We start from the raw sequence: 21,248 nt of genomic DNA, 5'->3' as shown, positions 1-21,248 counted from the left end.
CCTGGTGGGCAGCGGGTTTCGGGCGTGGGTCCGGTTGTGAACCGCACGTGAACTCGCACACGAGCCGGGGCGGTCTGTCAGGGTGACACACCTTTGATCCGGATCACGGCAGATGCGGATTGCGGTCCTTACCGGATAGGGTCGTCACACCGACGAATGATCTCTGGGGAGGGTGTGTGCTGGTACTGGTGGCGGTCCATGCGCTGACAGCCGTGATCGCCCCGGCGCTGGTGCGGACCTGGGGACGGCACGCCCTCTACCTGGTGGCACTGGTGCCTGGCGCGACGCTGGTGTGGGCGTTGACTCACACGAGCGGGGTCCGCTCCGGTGAGCCGGTGGTGGAGACCGTCTCCTGGGTACCGCAGCTGGGGCTGGAACTCGCGCTACGGATGGGCACACTGTCCTGGCTGATGGTCGTCCTGGTCGGCGGAGTGGGTGCGTTGGTGCTGGCGTACAGCGCCCGCTACTTCCGCTCCGACGACCCCAGCCTGGGACGCTTCGCCGCCGTGTTCGTCGCCTTCGCCGGCGCGATGCTCGGCCTGGTCGTCTCCGACGACCTGCTGTTGCTCTACGTGTTCTGGGAGCTGACCACGGTCTTCTCCTACCTGCTGATCGGCTACGACCCGGCCAAGCGGGCCAGCCGACGGGCGGCCATGCAGGCACTTCTGGTCACGACGCTGGGCGGCCTCGCGATGCTCGCCGGTTTCGTCATGCTCGGCCAGCACGCCGGCACCTACCGGTGGTCCGAGATCGCCGAGAACATGCCCGGCGGTGGCTACCTCGCGGTGGCCATGGTGCTGGTCCTGCTGGGCGCGCTGAGCAAGTCGGCGATCTTCCCCTTCAGCTTCTGGTTGCCCGGCGCGATGGCGGCACCGACGCCGGTCAGCGCCTACCTGCACGCCGCGGCGATGGTCAAGGCCGGCGTCTTCCTGGTCGCCCTGATGGGCCCGGCGGTCGCCGAGGCCGGGCCGTGGCGCCCGGTGCTGCTGGTGTGCGGGCTGCTCACCATGTTCTTCGGTGGCTGGGCCGCGTTGCGCCAGGCCGATCTCAAGCTGTTGCTGGCCTACGGCACGGTCAGTCAACTCGGCCTGCTGATGGTGATCCTGGGTGGCGGCACCCGGGACACCGCGCTGGCCGGGGTGGCGATGGTGCTGGCCCACGCCCTGTTCAAAGCGACGCTGTTCCTCACCGTCGGTGTGGTCGACCATGTCACCGGCACCCGTGACCTGCGCGAACTCAGCGGGCTCGGGCGTCGGGCACCCGCCCTGGCCGTGGTCGCCGGTCTCGCCGCCGCGTCGATGGCGGGTCTTCCGCCGATGGCCGGGTTCGTGGCCAAGGAGGCGGCGGTCGAGGCGCTGCTGCACGGCGGCACCGCCGACCTGGTCGTCCTCGCCGGGGTGATCCTCGGCTCGGTGCTGACCGTGGCGTACACCCTGCGGTTCATGTGGGGCGCCTTCGCCGACAAGCCCGACACCCCGGCCACCGAGTCCCGGCCGGTGTCCTGGTCCCTGCTCGCCCCGGCCGCGGTGCTGGCGGTCGTCGGTGTCACCGCCGGCCTGTTCGCCCCGGCGGTGGACCGCCTGCTCGCCCCGTACGCCGACCTCTACCGCTCCGCCGAGCCCGGCTACCACCTGGCGCTCTGGCACGGGCTGACGCCGGCACTGGGCCTGTCGGCGCTGGCCGTCGCCGCCGGTGCCGGTCTGTTCCACCTGATGCGGCGCGAACGGGTCCGGACGACGCTGCGCCTGCCGTTCGACGGCGCCTCCGTCTACAAGAAGGCCATCAGCGGCATCGACCGCCTGGCGGTCGAGCTGACCGGTGCCACCCAGCGTGGTTCGCTGCCCTTCTATCTCGGCGTCATCCTGGTGGTGCTGGTCGTCCTGCCCGGCGGCACCCTGATCGCCGGCAGCCCCTGGCCACAGCGCTTCCACCTGTGGGACACGCCGTTGCAGGGGGTCGCCGCCGCGGTCGTCGTGATCGCCGCCGTGATGGCCGCCCGCGCGCTGCGCCGGCTCACCGCGATGATCCTGGTCGGCGTCGCCGGCTACGGCATCGCGCTGCTGTTCGTCCTGCACGGCGCGCCCGACCTGGCGTTGACCCAGTTCCTGGTGGAGACCGTCACGATCGTGATGTTCGTGCTGGTGCTGCGCCGCCTGCCGGAGAAGTTCTCGGAACGGCCGATCCGGTCCAGCCGCCGGGGGCGTGTCGCCATCGGCGTCGCGGTCGGCGCGGTCACCGCCGGCATGGCGTACGTCGCCACCGGCGCCCGCCAGGCCATCCCCATCTCGGTGGACTTCCCCGACGAGGCGGTCTCCTACGGCGGCGGCAAGAACGTGGTCAACGTGACCCTGGTCGACATCCGGGCTTGGGACACCATGGGGGAGATCGCGGTGCTGGTGGTGGCCGCCACCGGTGTGGCCAGCCTGATCTTCCGGCACGCCCGTGACCTGGACCGGCGCGGTCAGATCCCCGGCGGGGACCCGACCGAGTCGGCCCGGCCCCGTTGGCTGACCACGGGGGCCACCGCGCGTTCCCAGTCGGTCATCCTCCAGGTGGTCACCCGACTGCTGTTCCACGCCATGGTGCTGTTCTCCATCTACCTGCTGTTCAGCGGCCACAACGCCCCGGGCGGCGGTTTCGCCGCCGGTCTGGTCGCCGGTCTCGCCCTGGCCGTGCGGTACCTGGCCGGTGGGCGTACCGAGCTCAACGGCGCGGCACCGGTCGACGCCGGTGCGGTCCTCGGCGCCGGACTCTTCGTCGCGGTCGGCACGGGCGTGGCCGCGATGCTGCTCGGCGGAGAGTTCCTCCAGACCGCGCTGCTCGACTTCCACCTGCCGGTGCTGGGGCACATCCACTTCGTCACCTCGGCCTTCTTCGACGTCGGTGTCTTCCTGATCGTCGTCGGGCTGGTGCTGGACATCCTGCGCAGCCTGGGTGCCGAGATGGACCGCCAACACGAGACCGAGGACGCCGAGATCCGCGAGAAGGAGCTGGTGTGACCCCCAACCTCACCTACGTCATCGTGGTGGGCGTCCTCGTCGCCGCGGGTGTGACGTTGCTGCTGGAGCGCAGCCTGACCCGGGTCCTGATGGGCGTCATCCTGCTCGGCAACGGCGCCAACATGCTGCTGCTCACCGGCGGTCGTGCCGGCACGCCGCCGATCGTCGGGGACAGCCCGCAGGAGGAGATGAGCGATCCGTTGCCGCAGGCGATGATCCTCACCGCCATCGTCATCACCCTGGGCATGACCGCCTTCCTGCTCGCCCTGGCCTACCGGAGCTGGCACCTCAACGGGCACGACGAGGTGCAGGACGACGTCGAGGACCGCCGGATCATGGATCTCGCGGAACGCGACGAGGTCCCGGACGACGACGTCGACGGCGATGACGACGATGACGACGACGACGCGAACACCGAGACGGAGCGGTCCCGGACCGCCTCGGTCGACGCGGGGAGGGCCGGATGACCTACCTCGTTCCGCTGCCGGTGGTGATGCCGCTGCTCGGCGCGGCCATCACACTGCTCCTGCTGGGCCGTCCACGTGCCCAGCGGTGGGTCAGCCTCACCGTGCTCACCGCCACCGTCGCGGTCGCCGCGATGCTGCTGGTCCGCTCCAGCATCGACGGTCCGCTCGTGGTGGAGGTGGGCGGCTGGGCCGCCCCGATGGGCATCGTGCTGGTCGCCGACCAGCTCGCCGCGCTGATGCTGGTGGTCTCCGCCTCGGTCACCCTCTGCGTGCTGGTCTACAGCATCGGGCAGGGTATGGCCGACGGCAACGAGGAGACGCCGCTGTCGGTCTACCACCCGACCTATCTCGTGCTGACCGCCGGTGTCTGCAACGCGTTCCTCTCCGGTGACCTGTTCAACCTCTACGTCGGATTCGAGATCCTGCTGGTCGCCAGCTACGTGCTGCTGACCCTGGGCAGCACCGAGACCCGGATCCGGGCCGGCACCACGTACGTCGTGGTCAGCCTGCTCTCCTCGGTGATCTTCCTGGTCGCCATCGGTCTGGTGTACTCCTCGACCGGCACGCTCAACCTGGCCCAGCTCGTCGACCGGCTGGACGCCCTGCCCGACGACATGCGCCTGGTGTTGCAGGGCATGCTCCTGTTGGCCTTCGGCATCAAGGCGGCGGTGTTCCCGCTGTCGGCCTGGTTGCCGGACAGCTATCCCACCGCCCCGGCCCCGGTCACCGCGGTCTTCGCCGGCCTGCTCACCAAGGTCGGTGTGTACGCGATCATCCGGACCGAGACGCTGCTGTTCCCCGGTGGCCGTACGGCCACCCTGCTCCTGGTGGTGGCGGTGTTGACCATGCTGGTCGGCATCCTCGGTGCGGTGGCGCAGTCCGACATCAAGCGGTTGTTGTCGTTCACCCTGATCAGCCACATCGGGTACATGCTGTTCGGCGTGGGGCTCACCTCGTCGCTGGGCCTGTCCGCGGCGATCTTCTACGTGGTGCACCACATCACCATCCAGACGACCCTGTTCCTCGCCGCCGGCCTCGTCGAACGCCGCGGCGGCAGCACCGCCATGGACCGCCTCGGCGGACTGGCACGACTGTCGCCGGTGTTGGCCATCCTCTTCTTCGTACCCGCGCTGAATCTCGCCGGCATCCCACCGTTCTCCGGGTTCCTCGGCAAGATCGGCCTGGTGCAGGCGGGTATCGCCGACGGCGGTGTGCTGGCCTGGATCCTGGTCGCCGGTGGTCTGGTGACCAGCCTGCTCACCCTCTACGCGGTGGCCCGCGTGTGGAACCTCGCGTTCTGGCGGGCACCGCACCCGGACATGCCGGACTCCGGTGACTCCGACCGGGCCTCCCGCACGGAGGGTGCGGTCCAGCCGCAGGTGAACACCACCGGGCAGAGCGGTGCCGTGCTGCCCGGCCTGATGATCGCGCCGACCGTGGCCCTGGTGGCGCTCGGGCTGGCGCTGACCGTGGTGGCCGGACCGCTCTTCGACCTCAGCACCGACGCCGCCGACGACCTGCTGCGGCGCACACCCTATGTCGAGGCCGTCTTCCCAGGGGGTACGCCGTGAGCCCCGACCAGATGACCCCAGCCCCGCCGACCGACGCGCCGAACCCGCCACTGTCCCGGGCCGCGCGACGCCGCAACCGCATCGTCGCGGTGACCGTCCTGGTCGTCGTCTGGGTGCTCCTCTGGGGCACCTTCTCCTGGGCCAACATCATCAGCGGGCTGGTGGTGGCCGCGATCCTCATCGCGGTCTTCCCGCTGCCGCCGGTGACCTTCGCCGGTCGGCTCCACCCGTTGGGGATGCTGCGGTTCTGGGCACGTTTCCTCTATGACCTGGTGGTCGCCTCCGTCCAGATCGCCTGGCTGGCGTTCCGCCCCGGGCACGTCCCGCGCAGCGCCATCATCGCGGTGCAGCTCCGGGTGAACACGGACCTCAACCTCACCCTCACCGCCGAGGCGTTGTCGCTGGTGCCGGGGAGTCTGATCCTGGAGGCCGACCGGAACACCGGCACCCTGTTCGTCCACGTCATCAACGTGAACAGCCTCGACGAGGTGGAACAGTTCCGGCGCGAGGTGCTGGCCCTCGAGGCCCGCATCATCGAGGCCATCGGCTCCGCCGACGAGCTGCGCCGCGTCCGCCAGAACCCCGACCCGACCCCACCGGCCGACCTGGAAGGGGCCGCGACATGACCGTCGTCGCCGTGACCGTCACCGTGCTGCTCGCGGTGGCGGGCGGACTCACCCTGATCCGCATCATCCGGGGCCCGTCGATCCTCGACCGGGCCGTGGCCACCGACGTCCTGCTGGCCATCATCGTGACCGCGATCGCCGCCGAGGCCGCCTACAGCCGGGACGCCACCGCACTGCCGGTGCTGGTGGTCCTCGCGGTCCTCGGCTTCGTCGGGTCGGTCAGCGTCGCCCGATTCGCCGCGCGGAGAGACACCAAATGACCTCGGACGCCATCCTCGACATCGTCGCCGCCGTCTGCCTGATCAGCGGCGCGCTGCTCAGCCTCGCCGCCGGGGTGGCGCTGGTGCGCTTCCCCGACCTGCTCACCCGGATGCACGCCGCGGCCAAGCCACAGGTCCTCGGGCTGCTGCTGGTGCTGGTCGGCTGCGCGCTGCGGCTGCGGACCGGGGTGGACATCACCACCCTGGTGCTGGTGGGCGTCTTCCAGTTGGCCACCGCGCCGGTGGCGGCACACATGGTCGGTCGGGCCGCGTACCCGCACGACGAGATCCGTGCCGATCTGCTGCTCACCGACGAACTCGCCGCGCACCTGGACCGGGTCGGCGGCGACCAGGGCGACGGCGCCCGCGTCTGAGCGCCGTTCAATATCGTTTGCGGCCCACCGGCGGTGGTCCCTACTCTTCTCGGCATCAGGTCACATCGGACCGGAGCCGAGAGGAGTACGCCGTGTCGACGAACGTCAGACCGCAGGACGGTTGGCCGCCCCGGGGTGAACCCTGTCGGTCCGGGTATTCGGCGGCGCTGAGCGGCGCCCGCCTCCGTCCGCCTCGACGACCGGCGCGCCACCACTAGCGCGTCCGCCCGTTCGTCGAGGCCGCCCACCCGTCACGGGTCCGGGCGGCCTCGTCCTGTCCACCCATTTCTCCACTCGTCGCACCGGTGCCGGACGGCACCGGTCGCGCACCCCTGCCCGGCGTCGGCCGAGGTGAGGCCGTGCCCGGACGAGGAGGCTCAGACACACACTTCGGGGGTACGTCATGGGATTCAGCCTGCTCGCGGGAACGCGGGCGCCGGTACGGGTCTGGACCGACCCGTACGCCATCGAGCCGCAGGCCGCCCGGCAGCTCCGCAACATCGGGGCGCTGCCGTGGGTGCAGGGCGTCGCGGTGATGCCGGACGTGCACTACGGCAAGGGCGCCACGGTGGGTTCGGTCATCGCCATGCGGCAGGCCGTGTCACCGGCAGCGGTCGGGGTCGACATCGGCTGCGGCATGTCGGCGGTTCGCACCTCGCTGACCGCCGCGGACCTGCCCGACGACCTGGCCGGGCTGCGCCGGGCCATCGAGGACGCCATTCCGGTCGGCTTCGCCAAGCACGACGAGCCGGTGGATCCGCGCCGGATCCGGGGCCTGGAACAGCGTGGCTGGGACGACTTCTGGCGGGGCTTCGCCGACCTGGACCGGCGGGTGCAGCAGTTGGAGTCACGCGCCCGGCGGCAGCTCGGCACGCTCGGCGGCGGCAACCACTTCATCGAGGTCTGCCTGGAGCAGGGCGGGACGGAGCCGGGCCGGGTCTGGCTGATGCTGCACTCCGGCTCGCGCAACATCGGCAAGGAACTGGCCGAACGGCACATCGCGGTGGCCCGTCGGCTGCCGCACAACGCCGACCTGCCCGACCGGGACCTGGCGGTGTTCCTCTCCGGTACGCCGGAGATGGACGCCTACCGCCGGGACCTGTGGTGGGCGCAGGAGTACGCGCGGCGCAACCGTGCGGTGATGCTCGCCGTGCTGATGAACCTGGTGCGGGACCGGTTCCCGCACGTCGGCTACGACGAGCCGATCAGTTGCCACCACAACTACGTGGCCGAGGAGCACTACGAGGGGGTGGACGTGTTGGTGACGCGGAAGGGCGCGATCCGGGCGGGACTGGGCGAGCTGGGCATCATCCCCGGTTCGATGGGCACCGGTTCCTACATCGTGCGGGGCGGCGGCAACGACTGGGGGTACTGCTCGGCCTCGCACGGCGCGGGACGGCGGATGTCCCGGGCACAGGCGAAGCGGACGTTCAGCACGGCCGACCTGGCGGCACAGACGGCGGGGGTGGAGTGCCGTAAGGACGCCGGGGTGGTGGACGAGATCCCCGGTGCGTACAAGGACATCACCGAGGTGATGGCACAGCAGCAGGACCTGGTCGAGGTGGTCGCCCACCTCAAGCAGGTGGTCTGCGTCAAGGGATGAGACGCCGGCCGGCGTCCGCGGGGGGCGGACGCCGGCCGGGGGCCGACCCGCACCGTCGGTAATCCAGATCAGTTACAGAAATCGTTCCCGCATCGATTGTTACCGTCGTCCCGCCGACCTCTGAAGGGGGATGCGGTGACGACCCTCTCGCCGACGACCGGCTCCCGGCCGGCCCGCCGACGCTCCACGGTGCTGCCGGCCGCCGCGCTGTCGGTGCTCGCGGTGCTGGTGGCCGTGGCGGCGGTCGTCGTGCACCGCGGCACCGGCCGGTTCTGGGGCGACCTCGCCGTCTACCGGGCGGGCGCGGTCGCCGCCGCCGGCGGTGACGGCGCCCTCTACGACGTGATCCACCGGGGTACCGACGGCATCGCGTTGGGCTTCACGTACCCACCGTTCGCCGCGTTGTTACTGCAACCGCTGGCGTACCTCGACGTCGCCACCGGGATCGGGCTCTGGACGCTGGCCTCCGTCGCCGCCGTGGCGGCCGTGGTCCGGATGACGCTGCGGGCCGCCGGTGTGGACACCAGCCCCGGACCGGTCCTGCTGGGCACGGTCGCGGTGCTGCCGGTCTTCCCGGTGGCCGGGCACCTCCAGGTCGGCCAGGTGGGCCTGTTCCTGGCGCTGCTGGTGATGTGGGACCTGACCGGCGATCCGGACAGCCGCTGGCGCGGCCTCGGGGTCGGCGTCGCGGCCGGTATCAAACTCACCCCGTTGCTGTTCGTGGTCTACCTGCTCTGCCTGCGTCGCTGGCGGGCCGCCGGGGTCGCGCTGGTCGCGTTCGCCGCCACCGTCGGGCTCGGTCTGGCGTGGCGGCCGGTCGACTCGATCCGCTTCTGGGGCGGCGGCATGCTCGACACCGCCCGGGTCACCGGTGATCCCCGGACTGTGCTGAACCAGTCGCTGCACGGCGCGGTGGCCCGGATCGGCGACACCGCCGACGTGCGGGCGGTCTGGCTGCCCCTGGCGGCGCTGACGACGGTGGCCGGGCTGGTCGTCGCGGTCCGCTGCGTCCGCGCCGGATCCGAACTCCTCGGGGTGCTGGCCGCCGCGACGACCGGCCTGCTCGTCTCGCCCATCTCCTGGCACCACCACTGGGTCTGGTGCGTACCGGCCCTGGTGCTGCTCGTGGTGCGTGGCCGACGCAACCGCCTCGCGGTCGCGGTCGCGGTGCTGCTCTGGACCGCGCTGGTGGCCAGCGCCGCCTGGACGGTGATCGGGCTGCTCGGCGTCGACCTGCACTTCCACGGCTGGCAACTGCTGCACAGCAACCTGTACGTGCTCGTCGGGTACGCGGCGTTGGGCTGGCTGGCGTGGCGGCCGGACGGTGCCCGGGCCGACGGCGAAGAGGGGTGGGGCCGGTGAGGGTGTCCGTGGTGGTGCCCAACTACAACAAGGAACGGACCCTCGGCGACTGCCTGTCGGCGGTCTACGCGCAGACCGAGTCGCCGGCCGAGGTGATCGTGGTCGACGACGCCAGCACCGACCGGTCCCGGCGGATCGCCGCCGGGTTCGGCTGCACCGTGCTGGCCCTGCCGGTGAACGGGGGAGTGTCGGCGGCCCGTAACGCCGGTGCCGCCCGGGCGACCGGTGACGTGCTGCTCTTCGTCGACTCGGACGTCGCCCTGGCCCCCGGCACGCTGGCCACGGCGGTACGCGTACTGCGGCAGCATCCGGACTGCGGCGTGGTGCAGGGCATCTACGACCTGCGTCCGCTCTACGACGACGGGCCGGTCGAGGCGTACAAGACGCTGTTCGAGCACTTCTGGCGACGTCGGGCCACCGGGGTCACGTCCACCACGATGTTCGCGCTGACGGCGGTGCCGAAGACGGTCTTCGAGCTGGTCGGGGGCTTCGACGAGCGGCTGCGCGACGCCGAGGACGTGGAGTTCGGCACCCGGCTGCCGGCCCGCTACGAGATCCGGGTCAGTGCCGAGATGGTCGGCCGCCACGACGACGTGGACCGGCTCCGGCCGTACCTGTCGGAACTGTTCCGCCGCGCGGTGACGTACGCCGACGCGGTCGTGGCCGCCCGCTGGGAGCCGTCGGTCGCCGACGGACGCCCGCCGCACCGGGTCGACGTCGGCGCGGTGGTCGGCATGGCCGGCACCGGACTCGCCGTGCTCACCGCGCCGCTGGTGGCGGTGGCACCCGGGCTGGTGGTGCTGCCGCTGGCCCTGCTGGTGGCCGTCGGCGTGGCCGACCGGGACCTGTTGGCGTTCGCGGCCCGGCACCGGGGTCCCCGGTTCGCGTTCTTCGCCGCCGGGATGCGCCTGCTCACCCACCTGACCGAGTTCGTCGGGATGGGCCTGGGGATCTGTGTCGCGCTGGCGCGTCGGGTACGCGCCCGTGCCTCCCGCCCGACCACCGTGGGATCGCGCCGGTGAGCGGCGGCTGGTGGCGGTGGCTCAACCGGGCCTTCACCGTCGCCTTCGTGGTGGCGCTGACCGTCGGGTTGGTGCTGTTCGTGCGCTCCCAGGACTGGACTCCGGTGGCGACGCTGGCCGGTCGCCTGGACCCGTGGCGGGTGGGCGCGGCGGTCGGTGCCGCCCTGCTGGTCAACGCCGTCGGGCTGCTGCTGGGGGTGGCGTCCTGGCGGGCCGTCTTCGTCGACCTCGGCGCGCCGGTGGACAGGTGGACCGCGTACCGGCTGTTCTTCGTGGGGTTCCTGACCAAGTTCGTGCCCGGCCGCTTCGTCGCCCTCCCGGTGCTGCTGCGGATGGGCCGGGAGATCGAGGTCGGGCCGGTCCGGCTGGCCGGGGTGTTCCTGCTGAGCTGGGCGGTGGTGGCGATGACCGGCATGACGCTGGGGGTCGCCGCCGGTCCGGCGGTGCTCGACGGCGCCACCTGGTGGCTGCTGCTCGCCAGTGTCCCGTTGCTCGTGCTCGTGGTCCGGCCGGACCTGCTCGACAAGGCGCTGGTCCTGGCGACCCGGCTGCTGCGGCGTCCACCACCGCAGGTGCACGCCACCCCGGCGGGTTTGCGGCGGGCCGTGGCCGCGCAGTCGCTGTCCTGGTTCGTCTCCGGGCACCACCTGTGGCTGCTCGCGGTGGCCGCGGGCGCGCCGCCGCTGCGGTCGTACCTGGTCTGCGTGGCCGGTTTCGCCGCCGCGACCGTCGCCGGGCTGGCCGTGATGGTCGCCCCGGACGGCCTGGGAGTGCGGGAGGCGGTGCTGATGATCGGGCTGTCCACCGTGCTGCCGGTGGCGGTGGCCACCCCGGTGGTGCTGGTCAGCCGACTGGTCTGCGCGCTCAGTGAGGTGGCCGTCGGAGGGGGAGGGCTGCTGCTGGCCCAGTACCTGCACCGGCGTCGGTTGCGGCGCGACGAGCCGCTGCTCAGCGGGCCGGTACCGGTCGAGCGGTCGGCGCCGGTCGGGTGAGTCGTTCCAGTTGGCAGCCGCCGGGTGGGCCCGGCGGGGGAGGTCGGTGAGGGACGTGTCGAAGCTACGGACGACGGTGGGGTTGCTGGGCGCACCGGTCCGGGCGCTGGTCCGGCGCAGTCCACGGCTGAACGCAGCGCTCTGGGACGCCCAGTACGCGCTGGGCATGTGGGGTTACCTCGACCGGGCCGGCGACGGCAGCGTGCCGCTGTCGCTGATCGAGACGTGGGCGCCGCAGCCGGCGATCCTGGACCTGGGCTGCGGCACCAGCGTCAACATGGCGTTGCGCCGGGGCAGTTACCGGCACTACCACGGGGTGGACATCAGCCGCCGGGCGATCGGGACGGCCCGGGCGTTGCGGCGGCCGGACGCGTCCTATGCGGTGGCCGACATCCGCACCTACGTGCCGCCGGACCGGTACGACGCGATCCTGTTGCGGGAGGTCATCTACTACCTGTCGGTGGACGAGGCGGCGGACCTGCTGCGCCGGCTGCCGGGGTGGCTCACCACGCGGGGTCGGATCCTGGTGCAGATCTACGACGTGCAGCGCTCGCAACAGTTCGTGGCCGTGATCCGGGACAGCGGGCTGGACGTGGCCGTCTGGCGAGGGTCGCAGGCCGGTGACGCCGGGCGGGACGCGTTCTTCGTGCTCACCCCCGCCGCCGTCGCGGAGCCCTGAGCACCGGCTGGTGCCTACACCGGCACGCGCCGCTCCCACCAGGGCCACACCGTCACCGGTTCGCTGCGCAGCAGCCGACGGTGCAGGTCCTGAAGGCGGTGTCCCGGTTCGACCCCGAGTCGGTCGGCCAGCGTGGTCCGGGCGTCCTGGAAGGCGGTCAGCGCCTCGGCCCGCCGCGACGTCTGACCGAGCGCGATGAGCAGCAGCTCCCACAACCGCTCCCGCATCGGGTGCTCGGCCAGCATCCAGCGCAGCTCGGCGACGACGTTCTCGATGTCGCCGAGCAGCAGCCGTACGCCGGTGGCCTCCTCCCGGACGTCCTGGCGCAGCTCGGTCAGCCGGATCCGTTCGGCCTCGGCCAGCGGGCCGGTGGCCTCGTGCAGGGCCCGCCCCGACCAGCGGGCGAGGCTGCTCTGGAACAGGTACAGCGCGTCGGTCAGGTCGGCCTGGGCGCGGGCCGCGCGGGCCCGGCGGACGTCCTGCTCGAAGCGGACGGTGTCCACCGCGTCGGGCGGCACGTCCAGGGTGTAGCCGGGCCGAGTGGAGCGCAGCACCCGGGCCACGGCCGGCCGGTCGCCGGGCGGTTCGAGGGCCCGGCGTAGTCGGCCGATGTAGGTGTGCACCATGTTCTCCACCGAATCGGGTCGTCGGCCGACCCAGATCGCCTCGACGATCTGGGCGACGGACATCACCATGCCGCTGCGCATCGCCAGCACCGCCAGGACCTCCCGCTGTCGGGGGGTGCCCAGGTAGAGGACGGTGTCTCCCCGGCGGGCCCGTACCGGACCCAGGAGCAGGATGGACAGTTCACCGTGCGACATCAGGGGCCTTCTCCCACCCGGCGCGGCCGGGGCGTCACGTGTGCGGGGACGGTGGCGAAGCGCAGCCCACGGGCGGTCAGCCGGGGCAGCACCTCGGCCAGGGCGGCGACGGTCTGCGACCGGTCACCACCACCGTCGTGGCAGAGCATGATCTGCCCGGGCCGGGTACGCGACAGCGTGCGGGAGATCCGCGCGACACCTGGACGACGCCAGTCGCTGGGGTTCACCGTCCAGTCGACGGGGGTGAGGCCGAGCTCGGCGACGGTCCGCAGGACCGCCGGTGACCAGTTGCCGCCGGGTGCGCGGAACAGTCGTGGGGAGATGCCGAGGGCGTCCTCGATGTCACGTTGGGTCTGCGCGATCTCCGCGACGATCTCGGGTCGGGACAGCGCGGCGAACGGCTGCGGGTGCGACCGCGAGTGGTTGCCGATCAGGTGACCGGCGGCGAGGACCCGTCGGGCCAGGTCCGGGTGCTCGCGGACCCGGTCGCCGATGAGGAAGAAGGTGGCGCGTATCCGGTGCCGGTCGAGCAGGTCGAGCAGTGCGGGGGTCCACTGCGGGTGCGGCCCGTCGTCGACGGTGAGCGCGATCTCCTCACCGGCCAGGCCGAACACCGGCCAGTGCGGGCCGCCGAGGGCCGCGCGACGGCGCAGCGTCTGCCCGCCGCGATAGGCGAACAGGAGGTAGTGCAACGCCTGTGCGTGCAGGTGCGCGCCGAGCCGGGTGACGGGTCCTCGGCGGCTGCTCATCGGGACGGCTTCGCGACGGTCGTCCGGCTCGGTCCGAAGTCGCGGTCGGCGAGGTGACGGATCCCGCCGATCACGGCCCCGGCGACGACGGCGAGCTGGACCAGCAGGTGCACGGCGAAGAAGAAGACCGTGAACGGCAGCCCTCGTCGGCGCAGGACGAACCGCAGCAGCGCCGGTTCGGCGATGGTGAACAGGATCAGGAACAGCAGCGACAGCACCGGCCAACCGCCGGTGAGCGGTGCCGTCGGCACCAGCGCAGGCACCGCCGCCGCAGTGAGCAGACCCAGCGGGCTGTTGGCGCGGATACCGGCCGGCCCGCGCTCGGCCAGGGCCACCGGGATCAGCATCTGCGAGCGGCGGAACTGTTTGGCCAGCAGAGCCCCGAGTCGGCTGTCGTCGTCGTGTCGGCAGACCACCGTGTCGGTGAGGACGATGCCGTACCGGTCGCCCATCCGGTCGCCGAGCTCGACGTCCTCGGACGCGCGCAGTCGCTCGTCGAAGAGGCCGACGCTGCCGAAGACCTCGCGGCGGATGAGACAGATCGCGAAGAGGGTGGTGCGGACCCGCCCGACGTGGCGTAGCCGCCAGTAGTGCCCGTGCGTGAGCCGGTACGCCTCGATCGGACCGTCGTCGAAGAGCGGTTCCAGCGCGTAGATGCCGTGCACGCAGGCGACGTCGGGCTGCTCGCGCAGGACGGCGAGGGCGTTGCCCAGGGCGTCCGGTTCCGGGGCGCAGTCCGAGTCGAGGAAGAACAGCAGGTCGCCGGTGGCGGCCCGGATGCCGCGGTTGCGGGCGGCGGCCGGACCGGCGTTGCGGTCGGTGACCAGCAGTCGGCACGGGAAGCGCCGGGCGACCTCCCGGGTGTCGTCGGTGCTGGCGTCGTCGACCACGATGACCTCGGTGACCGGGTGACGCTGTCGGAGGACCGCCGCGAGGCACGCACCCAGGGTCTTAGCGCTGTTGTGGGTGGGAACGATTACCGACACCGTCGGCGGCATGACGGGCACCTCAACGAGTGTTGGCTAATGTGCAGAGGAATTGACTGGCGGCAATTGTGTTGCGCCTTGACCAAGTTATCCATCCGACGCCCGCCCTGGCAAGGGTTGCCTTGCGTAGTCAAGGTTGCATCCAGCCTCGGTCCAGGAAAGATCGCGAGGCAATAGATAGCGTCGCGTCATGCCCAATCTCGTCAGTGTCGAGGAATGCGAGCGGTTCACCGTTCGCGAGGTGCACGACCTCTATCGACGGTACGTGAACGCGAGCCAGGTCAATCTGATGACGTCGTTCGGGTTCGGCCGGGAATTGGTGGAGCAGGCCGAGGGGGCGTACCTGACCCTGCGGGACGGCCGGCGCGTCCTCGACCTGACCGGCGGCGTGGGAGTGCTCAACCACGGCCACAACCATCCACGGATCGTGGCGGCGCGGCAACGCTTCGCCGAGCGCCGGCGAATGGAGGTGCACAAGACGTACTTTTCGCCCTACCTCGCGGCGCTCGGCCACAACCTGGCCCAGTTGCTGCCCGGTGACCTGTCCATGTCGTTCCTGCCCAACTCCGGTGCCGAGGCGGTCGAGGGCGCGGTCAAGCTGGCCTACAAGTACCACGGTGGCCGACGGGGCACCATCCTTCGCGCGGACTGCGGCTTTCACGGGAAGTTGCTCGGTTCCGGTGGGCTCACCGGACAGCCGCACTTCAACTTTCCGACAATTCCGGGAATCGTCCCATTCGCGTACGGGGATCTGGAATCGGTCCGGTCCGCTATCGAACGCCATGCCGGCGACGTGTACGCCCTGATCGTCGAACCTTTCAGCGCCTCCACCATTCAATGGTGCGACGAAGACTTCCTTCGCGGCGTTCGGGAACTCTGCGATCGACACGACATCGTACTCATCTTCGACGAGATCTACACCGGCTGGGGCAAGACGGGCAGCCTCTTCTACTTCATGCGTTACCCGGATCTGATACCGGACGTGCTGACCACGAGCAAATCGTTCGGCGGCGGAAAGTCGTCCATATCCGCCTTCGTCGCCCGCAAGCCGGTGTTCCGGAAGGCGTACGACAACCTGACCGACGCGCTGTTGCAGAGCACCAGCACCACGTACTACGGCATGGGGGAGGAGTGCGTCACCGCCATCGAGGCGATCAACATCGTGGTGGAGGACGACTACCCGGCACGGGCGCGGGCGCTGGAACGGGTCCTCGAACCGGGGTTGCACCGGCTCGCCAAGGAGCATCCGGAGGCGGTCGGCCGAGTGGCCGGCGCCGGGGCGCTCTGGGGCGTGCAGATCGACGGCGGGCCGAAGATCCTCGACCTGGTGGGCCGGCTCGCCCCGGCCGGTGTCGCCCGCGACCCCCGCTTCAAGGCCAAGCTGGTCACCTGCGCCGTCATCAACGCGCTCTACCGGGACCACGACATCTTCACCTACTACACGCTCAACGGCCGCAACCCGCTGGTCATCGGACCGTCGCTGGTCACCGAACCGGCCGACGCGCAACGCGCCGTGGACGCCCTCGGCGATCTGCTCGACCAGGGGCTGACCCGGCTGGTGACCCGGTTCGTCACGCAGAAGGTGGGATCGCTGTGGTGATCGTGGTCACCGGCGCCGCCGGGATGCTCGGCTCCCGGCTGGCCGACCGGCTCGCCGCCGACGGCCACCAGGTCCGCGGCGTCGACCTGCGGCCGGAACCCACTGTCGGGTACGTCGGCGACATCCGGGACCCGGCCCTGCTGGACCGCGCCCTCACCGGCGCCACCGTGGTGATCCACTGTGCGGCGGCGCTGCCGAGCTATCCGTCCGACGAGATCCGGTCGGTGATCGTCGACGGCACGCGTGGGGTCTTCGACGCGGCGCGCCGGGCCGGGGTGGAGCGTGTCCTGCACGTCTCCTCGACCGCCGTCTACGGGCTGCCCACGCAGGTGCCCACCACCGAGGCGTACCCGCGCAGTCCGGTCGACACCTACAGCGCGGCCAAGGCCGCCGCCGAGGAGATCGCCGAACGGCACCGCGCGGACGGCCTGCCGGTGGCGGTGCTGCGGCCCAAGACCTTCGTCGGCCCCGGCCGGATGGGGCTGTTCGCCATGCTCTTCGAGTGGGCGGAGGAAGGCCGCAACTTCCCCGTCCTCGGACGCGGCGACGTACGGATCCAGATGTTCGCCGTGGACGACCTGGTGACCGCCGTGGTCACCGTCCTGCACGCCGACGACGACGTCGCCAACGACACGTACAACCTCGCCGCCGAGCAGTTCGGCACGCTGCGCGAGGACTTCCAGGCGGTCCTGGACGCCGCCGGTCACGGCCGACGGGTGATCTCGCTGCCCGCCCGCCCCGCGCTCGCCGCGCTCAGCCTGCTGGAACGCACCCGGCTCTCACCCGTCTACGGACGCCTGCTGCACAAACTGATGGCCGACTCGTACGTCAGCATCGACAAGGCCCGGGACCGGCTGGGCTTCCGGCCGAAACTCTCCAACCAGGACGCCATCCTGCGCACCTACGAGTGGTGGCGGGCGCAGCGACAGCGTCACCGACCGTCGCGGGGCGGTCGGACCAGCCGCGATCCGTGGCGACAGGGTGCCCTGGCCGCCGCGAAGATCTTCTTCTGACGGCCCGCGATGACCGCCGCCGAGACCGTGGTGGAGCCGGTCGCCCCGGTCGCCCCCGACCGGGTCGTACGCCCGCTCCTGCTGCCACGCCACCTGCTCGCCCTGGCCCGACCGGGGCACGTCGTCAAGAACCTCCTGGCCGTCCCGCTCGCCCTCGTCGACACCCCGGTCTGGACGGCGTCGGCACTGTGGCGGTGCCTCTGGGCGATCGTCGCGTTCACGCTCGCCTCGTCGGTGATCTACGTGCTCAACGACATCGCCGACCGCCACCTCGACCGGGAACACCCCGACAAGCAGCACCGACCGATCGCCGCCGGACACGTCCCGGTCCCGGTCGCCTGGGCGTACGCGGTGCTGCTCGCCGTCGGACTGGTCGCGGTGACCGTCACCGGCCCGCAGATGACCTGGTGGCCGCTGATCGCCTACCTGGCCCTGAGCGCCGCCTACAGCCGGTGGCTCAAGCACCTGCCGCTGCTGGACGTCTGCGTGGTCTCCACCGGCTTCGTGCTGCGCGTCCTACAGGGGTACGCGGCCACCGAGACGGTGCCCGCCAGTCTGCTGCTCACCGCCGTGTTCAGTGGCTGCCTGGTGCTCATCCTGGGCAAGCGACGGCACGAACTGGCCGCCCTCGGCACCCCGCACCGGCCGGCCCTGCACGGCTACAACCTGCTGCTCGCCGACCACCTGCTCGGCCTGACCACCTCGCTGGCCGGCACCACCTTCCTGCTGTACCTGCACCTGGACGCGCCGATCGCCGCCTATCCGCCGGCCGTGCTGGCGCTCGTCGTACCCCTGGGGTTGCTGGCCGCGTTCCGCTACCTCCAGGCGGTCCTGGTGCTGCGGACCGGCGGCGACCCGATCCGGATCCTGCTGCGCGACCGGACGATCGTCGGCTGTGCCGTGCTGATCGGCGTCGTGCTGGCCGTGGCACAGATCAACGCCCGCTATCCCCACCTGCTGACCTGGATGGACTGATGAGCCCTCCCCTGGTGTCGGTCATCGTGCCGAACTACAACTACGCCCGCGCGCTGCGGCTCTGCCTCGACTCCCTGCGGGCGCAGACATACCCGCGCCTGGAGATTATCGTGGTGGACGACTGCAGCACCGACGACTCGGTGGCGGTCGCCGAGGCCCACGGCGCGCGGGTCGTGCGGACGCCGAGCAACAGCGGCCCGGCCGCGGCCCGTAACCTCGGCGCGGCGGTCGCGGCGGGGGAGATCCTGTTCTTCGTCGACTCCGACGTGGCGGCCCGCCCGGACGCGGTGGCCAACGCGGTCGACCTGCTCACCTCGGACCCGGAGATCGGGGCGGTGTGCGGCAACTACGACCCGGTGCCGCTGATCCGGGACAGCCTGCTGGAGGAGTACCGCTGCCTCCAGCAGTCCTACTGGCTGATCGCCGACGAGGGGCAGATCATGACGCTCTACACCGCGCTGCTGGCCGTGCCGGCCCGGGTGTTCGCCGAGATCGGCCCGTTCAACCCCCGACTGCGGGAGACCGAGAACGCCGACTACGGCATGCGGCTCGCGCAGCACTACCGGATCCTGCTCTCGCCACGGGTGCGGGGTGTGCACGACCACGACCACGAACTCGGTGTCCTGGTCCGCAAGGTGTTCACCCGGACGGCGTTGCACATCCCGATGTTCGCCAGCAAGCCCGAGTTTCCCGGCGGACTGCGCAGCGGCCCCCGGGCCTGGGTCAGCATCGCCGCGCCGCTGACCCTGCTCAGCCTCGTGCTGCCGCTGCTGCTCGGCCCGGCGGCCCTGGTGGTGCCGCTGGCCGCGTTCGCCGCCTTCGTCGCCGGTGACCTGCCCATGTACCGCTTCGTCCGGGCCGAACGCGGCTGGGGATTCCTGGTCTACTTCGTCGCGATGCACTTCTTCCTGAACCTGGTCATCGCGGTCGCCGCCGCCTGCGGCGTGCTGGCCTGGCTGACCTCCGCCCGCTTCCGCCGGCTCTACGACCGCCCGGAGGTCGCCACCCGATGAACGCCCTACCCCTGGTCTCGGTGATCGTGCCGAACTACAACTACGCCGAGTCACTGGACCTCTGCCTGCGCTCCGTGCTCGACCAGACCTACCCGAACATCGAGGTGCTGATGGTCGACGACTGCAGCACCGACCAGTCCGTCGCGGTGACCGAGGCGCTCGGCGTCCGCGTGGTCAGCACCGGCGCCAACGGTGGCTGCGGCACCGCCCGCAACGTCGGTGCCGCGCACACCGTGGGCGAGCTGATCTGCTACGTCGACTCCGACCTGGCGTTGGCACCCGATGCGGTCGCCAACGCGGTCCGCATCCTGCGGGACGCACCCGACGTCGGGGCGGTCTGCGGGATCCAGGACGCCGAACCGCTGATCCACGACACGCTCGTCTCCCGCTACCGTGGGCTCCAGTATCACTACTGGTCGATCAGCTCGGAGGGCGACGTGTCGTTCCTCTTCCCCGCCGTCTGCGTGATCCGACGGGCCGTGTACGACGAGATCGGGCCGTTCAACCCGGCCCTGCGGCAGACCGAGGAGGTCGACTACGGCTACCGGCTGACCCGCCGGTACCGGATGCTGCTCACCTCCGAGGTGCGCGGCCGACACGACCACGACCACGAACTGCCCGGCCTGCTGCGCAAGCTGTTCCACCGGGGACGGTTGCGGATCCCGCTGTACGCCCGCGCCCGGCGCTTCGGCAAGGGCTTCGAGACCGCCTCCCGGGCATGGGGCAGCCTGGCTGCGTTCCTCGCCCTGCCGGCGCTGGTCGTACCGCTGCTGTTCTGGCCGTGGGGCGCGGTGCTGCCGGCGGCCCTGCTGGTGGCGTCGCTGGCCTGCGACGCCGGGATGTACCGCTTCGTCCTGCGGCGGCACGGGCCGCTGTTCCTGCTCGGCTTCGCCGGGCTGCACTTCCTGGTCAACGTGACGATCACGGCCGGGGTGGCGACCGGTGCCGTGCAGTGGCTGCTGTCCCGGCCGTTCCGGCAGCTCTACGACGCCTCGTTCCCGATCGACGGCACGCCCCGGTGGGAATCGGCGTGACCACTGCCGCGCCGGTCGCCGCCGACACCGCGACGCCACCCGGGCGCGCGGTACGGCGGCGCTGGCCGACGGTGCTGTGGCCGGCCGCCGCCGGGCTCTGGCTCGCCTTCACCGTCGCGCACCTGGCGCTGAGCGGACGGTGGTGGCTCTGGCTCGCGGTGGACACCGTACCGCCGCCGGTCTTCCTGCTGGTGCCCCTGGTGCTGGCGGCCGGAGCGGTGGTGAGCCACCGTCGGCGCGTGGTGTCGGTGCTCGCCGCCCTGGGCCTGCTGCTCGGTGCCGGGCTCGGCGGCGTCAACGTGCGCTGGTGGCAGGGCGGTGACGGACCCGCCCCCACCGACGCGGTACGGGTCTTCTCCTGGAACACCGGCTACTGGGACTCCGGCGGCGAGACCGAGACGATGTACCGCGTGCTGCGCGACGCCGACGCCGACGTCTACCTGTTGCAGGAGTACTGGTACGAGCAGGGGCGGCCGACGGAGGCGACGCTCGACCGGCTGCGCGCCGAGTTCCCCGGCTTCCAGGTGGTGGTCGTCGGCGAGCTGGTCACCCTCTCCCGGCTGCCGGTGCTGCGGCAGGCACCGCTGGAGCCGGTCGGCCTGCCGCCCGAGGTCGCGGCGGCCGGTGACGAGTGGCGCTACAAGACCCTGCGGACCGACCTGGACCTGGGCGGCGGTCGGGTGCTCTCGGCCTACAACCTGCACCTGCCGGTGCAGCTCTCCCCACAGCACGGACCGTTCGACGCCGCCTTCTACCGCATCCTGCGCGAGCAACGGGCGCAGCGGGAGCCGCAGTGGCGCGCGCTGGCCCGCGACGTCCGCGACAACCCGCATCCGGTGCTGCTCGCCGGTGACCTGAACACCACGCCGGCAATGGGCGACCTGCGCAAACTGCCCGACGGCCTGCGCGACGCCGCCCACGCCATGACGACGCCGTACCCGGCCAGCTTCGCGGCCCGGCCCGGCTGGCCGCACTGGTGGCGACTCGACTGGGCGCTGGCCTCGCCGCAGGTCCGGGTGCACTCCTACCGATTCGGCGACGCGCGGGGCGTCTCCGACCACCGCACCCAGGAGCTGGTGGTGTCGCTGGGCGACCGGTGAGC

General features: G+C 71.5%; 20 protein-coding genes. 17 read left to right on the top strand and 3 right to left on the bottom strand.

What is annotated here, in order from left to right:
• The first annotated feature begins 176 nt into the window (after positions 1–176).
• The 11 genes from ACIBMZ_RS19550 (at position 177) to ACIBMZ_RS19500 (ending at position 11,955) form a co-directional block, all read left to right on the top strand.
• A complete protein-coding gene (locus ACIBMZ_RS19550) occupies positions 177–2,999 on the top strand; it encodes a Na+/H+ antiporter subunit A (RefSeq protein ID WP_396695640.1) in 2,823 nt (940 codons plus the stop codon).
• Complete coding sequence (locus tag ACIBMZ_RS19545) at positions 2,996–3,466, top strand: Na(+)/H(+) antiporter subunit C (RefSeq protein ID WP_396695638.1); 471 nt, start codon at positions 2,996–2,998, stop codon at positions 3,464–3,466. Before ACIBMZ_RS19550 ends, ACIBMZ_RS19545 begins: the two co-directional genes overlap by 4 nt.
• Complete coding sequence (locus ACIBMZ_RS19540) at positions 3,463–5,037, top strand: Na+/H+ antiporter subunit D (protein ID WP_396695636.1); 1,575 nt, start codon at positions 3,463–3,465, stop codon at positions 5,035–5,037. Before ACIBMZ_RS19545 ends, ACIBMZ_RS19540 begins: the two co-directional genes overlap by 4 nt.
• A complete protein-coding gene (locus ACIBMZ_RS19535) occupies positions 5,034–5,663 on the top strand; it encodes a Na+/H+ antiporter subunit E (protein ID WP_396695634.1) in 630 nt (209 codons plus the stop codon). Before ACIBMZ_RS19540 ends, ACIBMZ_RS19535 begins: the two co-directional genes overlap by 4 nt.
• Complete coding sequence (locus ACIBMZ_RS19530) at positions 5,660–5,923, top strand: monovalent cation/H+ antiporter complex subunit F (protein ID WP_396695632.1); 264 nt, start codon at positions 5,660–5,662, stop codon at positions 5,921–5,923. Before ACIBMZ_RS19535 ends, ACIBMZ_RS19530 begins: the two co-directional genes overlap by 4 nt.
• Complete coding sequence (gene mnhG / locus ACIBMZ_RS19525) at positions 5,920–6,297, top strand: monovalent cation/H(+) antiporter subunit G (protein ID WP_396695630.1); 378 nt, start codon at positions 5,920–5,922, stop codon at positions 6,295–6,297. Before ACIBMZ_RS19530 ends, mnhG begins: the two co-directional genes overlap by 4 nt.
• 403 nt (positions 6,298–6,700) lie before the next feature.
• A complete protein-coding gene (locus ACIBMZ_RS19520) occupies positions 6,701–7,900 on the top strand; it encodes an RtcB family protein (RefSeq protein WP_396695628.1) in 1,200 nt (399 codons plus the stop codon).
• A gap of 135 nt (positions 7,901–8,035) precedes the next feature.
• Positions 8,036–9,262, top strand: coding sequence for a glycosyltransferase 87 family protein (locus ACIBMZ_RS19515; RefSeq protein ID WP_396695626.1), 1,227 nt, complete (start codon positions 8,036–8,038; stop codon positions 9,260–9,262).
• Positions 9,259–10,284: a glycosyltransferase family 2 protein gene (locus ACIBMZ_RS19510; RefSeq protein ID WP_396695624.1), complete on the top strand. Its 1,026-nt coding sequence runs from the start codon at positions 9,259–9,261 to the stop codon at positions 10,282–10,284. Before ACIBMZ_RS19515 ends, ACIBMZ_RS19510 begins: the two co-directional genes overlap by 4 nt.
• On the top strand, positions 10,281–11,276 hold the full coding sequence (locus tag ACIBMZ_RS19505; protein WP_396695622.1) for a lysylphosphatidylglycerol synthase domain-containing protein: 996 nt from the start codon (positions 10,281–10,283) through the stop codon (positions 11,274–11,276). Before ACIBMZ_RS19510 ends, ACIBMZ_RS19505 begins: the two co-directional genes overlap by 4 nt.
• A 55-nt stretch (positions 11,277–11,331) precedes the next feature.
• Positions 11,332–11,955: a class I SAM-dependent methyltransferase gene (locus ACIBMZ_RS19500; protein WP_396695620.1), complete on the top strand. Its 624-nt coding sequence runs from the start codon at positions 11,332–11,334 to the stop codon at positions 11,953–11,955.
• Between the two features lie 14 nt (positions 11,956–11,969).
• Here the strand turns inward: ACIBMZ_RS19500 and ACIBMZ_RS19495 are convergent, their stop codons facing one another.
• Genes ACIBMZ_RS19495 through ACIBMZ_RS19485 form a run of 3 tightly spaced genes read right to left on the bottom strand, consistent with a single transcriptional unit; the run spans position 11,970 to position 14,523 of the window.
• On the bottom strand, positions 11,970–12,776 hold the full coding sequence (locus tag ACIBMZ_RS19495) for a BTAD domain-containing putative transcriptional regulator (RefSeq protein WP_396695618.1): 807 nt from the start codon (positions 12,774–12,776) through the stop codon (positions 11,970–11,972).
• Positions 12,776–13,525, bottom strand: coding sequence for a polysaccharide deacetylase family protein (locus tag ACIBMZ_RS19490; protein ID WP_396695616.1), 750 nt, complete (start codon positions 13,523–13,525; stop codon positions 12,776–12,778). Before ACIBMZ_RS19490 ends, ACIBMZ_RS19495 begins: the two co-directional genes overlap by 1 nt.
• Positions 13,522–14,523 carry a glycosyltransferase gene (locus ACIBMZ_RS19485; RefSeq protein WP_396695614.1) on the bottom strand — a complete coding sequence of 334 codons (1,002 nt, stop codon included), beginning with the start codon at positions 14,521–14,523 and terminating at the stop codon, positions 13,522–13,524. Before ACIBMZ_RS19485 ends, ACIBMZ_RS19490 begins: the two co-directional genes overlap by 4 nt.
• A 277-nt stretch (positions 14,524–14,800) precedes the next feature.
• On the opposite strand from ACIBMZ_RS19485, the gene ACIBMZ_RS19480 reads away from it, so the two are divergent.
• From ACIBMZ_RS19480 to ACIBMZ_RS19455, 6 genes are read left to right on the top strand one after another with little or no spacing between them, the layout of a single operon-like run.
• A complete protein-coding gene (locus ACIBMZ_RS19480; protein ID WP_396695864.1) occupies positions 14,801–16,111 on the top strand; it encodes an aspartate aminotransferase family protein in 1,311 nt (436 codons plus the stop codon).
• The gene (locus ACIBMZ_RS19475; protein WP_396695612.1) at positions 16,105–17,124 is read left to right on the top strand and encodes an NAD-dependent epimerase/dehydratase family protein; all 1,020 of its coding nucleotides are present in this window, start codon (positions 16,105–16,107) and stop codon (positions 17,122–17,124) included. Before ACIBMZ_RS19480 ends, ACIBMZ_RS19475 begins: the two co-directional genes overlap by 7 nt.
• Before the next feature lie 9 nt (positions 17,125–17,133).
• The gene (locus ACIBMZ_RS19470; protein WP_350694181.1) at positions 17,134–18,099 is read left to right on the top strand and encodes a UbiA prenyltransferase family protein; all 966 of its coding nucleotides are present in this window, start codon (positions 17,134–17,136) and stop codon (positions 18,097–18,099) included.
• A complete protein-coding gene (locus ACIBMZ_RS19465; RefSeq protein WP_396695610.1) occupies positions 18,099–19,112 on the top strand; it encodes a glycosyltransferase family 2 protein in 1,014 nt (337 codons plus the stop codon). The genes ACIBMZ_RS19470 and ACIBMZ_RS19465 overlap by 1 nt, the downstream gene beginning before the upstream one ends.
• Entirely contained in the window at positions 19,109–20,146 is a 1,038-nt protein-coding gene (locus ACIBMZ_RS19460; RefSeq protein WP_396695608.1) for a glycosyltransferase family 2 protein, read from the top strand. Before ACIBMZ_RS19465 ends, ACIBMZ_RS19460 begins: the two co-directional genes overlap by 4 nt.
• Positions 20,143–21,246, top strand: a complete 1,104-nt coding sequence (locus tag ACIBMZ_RS19455; RefSeq protein WP_396695606.1) for an endonuclease/exonuclease/phosphatase family protein — start codon at positions 20,143–20,145, stop codon at positions 21,244–21,246. Before ACIBMZ_RS19460 ends, ACIBMZ_RS19455 begins: the two co-directional genes overlap by 4 nt.
• Positions 21,247–21,248 lie beyond the last annotated feature (2 nt).

Source organism: Micromonospora sp. NPDC049900 (assembly GCF_044461025.1).
GTDB lineage: Bacteria > Actinomycetota > Actinomycetes > Mycobacteriales > Micromonosporaceae > Micromonospora.
The sequence above is the reverse complement of the archived record's forward strand: the minus strand, read 5'-3'. Positions and strand labels throughout refer to the sequence as shown.

Excerpts from the sequence above, each read along its gene's own strand:
- ACIBMZ_RS19485 (WP_396695614.1), bottom strand. The coding sequence starts at position 14,523 with ATGCCGCCGACGGTGTCGGTAATCGTTCCCACCCACAACAGCGCTAAG.
- ACIBMZ_RS19530 (WP_396695632.1), top strand. The coding sequence starts at position 5,660 with ATGACCGTCGTCGCCGTGACCGTCACCGTGCTGCTCGCGGTGGCGGGC.
- mnhG (WP_396695630.1), top strand. The coding sequence starts at position 5,920 with ATGACCTCGGACGCCATCCTCGACATCGTCGCCGCCGTCTGCCTGATC.
- ACIBMZ_RS19540 (WP_396695636.1), top strand. The coding sequence starts at position 3,463 with ATGACCTACCTCGTTCCGCTGCCGGTGGTGATGCCGCTGCTCGGCGCG.
- ACIBMZ_RS19480 (WP_396695864.1), top strand. The coding sequence starts at position 14,801 with ATGACGTCGTTCGGGTTCGGCCGGGAATTGGTGGAGCAGGCCGAGGGG.
- ACIBMZ_RS19470 (WP_350694181.1), top strand. The coding sequence starts at position 17,134 with ATGACCGCCGCCGAGACCGTGGTGGAGCCGGTCGCCCCGGTCGCCCCC.
- ACIBMZ_RS19465 (WP_396695610.1), top strand. The coding sequence starts at position 18,099 with ATGAGCCCTCCCCTGGTGTCGGTCATCGTGCCGAACTACAACTACGCC.
- ACIBMZ_RS19520 (WP_396695628.1), top strand. The coding sequence starts at position 6,701 with ATGGGATTCAGCCTGCTCGCGGGAACGCGGGCGCCGGTACGGGTCTGG.
- ACIBMZ_RS19460 (WP_396695608.1), top strand. The coding sequence starts at position 19,109 with ATGAACGCCCTACCCCTGGTCTCGGTGATCGTGCCGAACTACAACTAC.
- ACIBMZ_RS19495 (WP_396695618.1), bottom strand. The coding sequence starts at position 12,776 with ATGTCGCACGGTGAACTGTCCATCCTGCTCCTGGGTCCGGTACGGGCC.
- ACIBMZ_RS19490 (WP_396695616.1), bottom strand. The coding sequence starts at position 13,525 with ATGAGCAGCCGCCGAGGACCCGTCACCCGGCTCGGCGCGCACCTGCAC.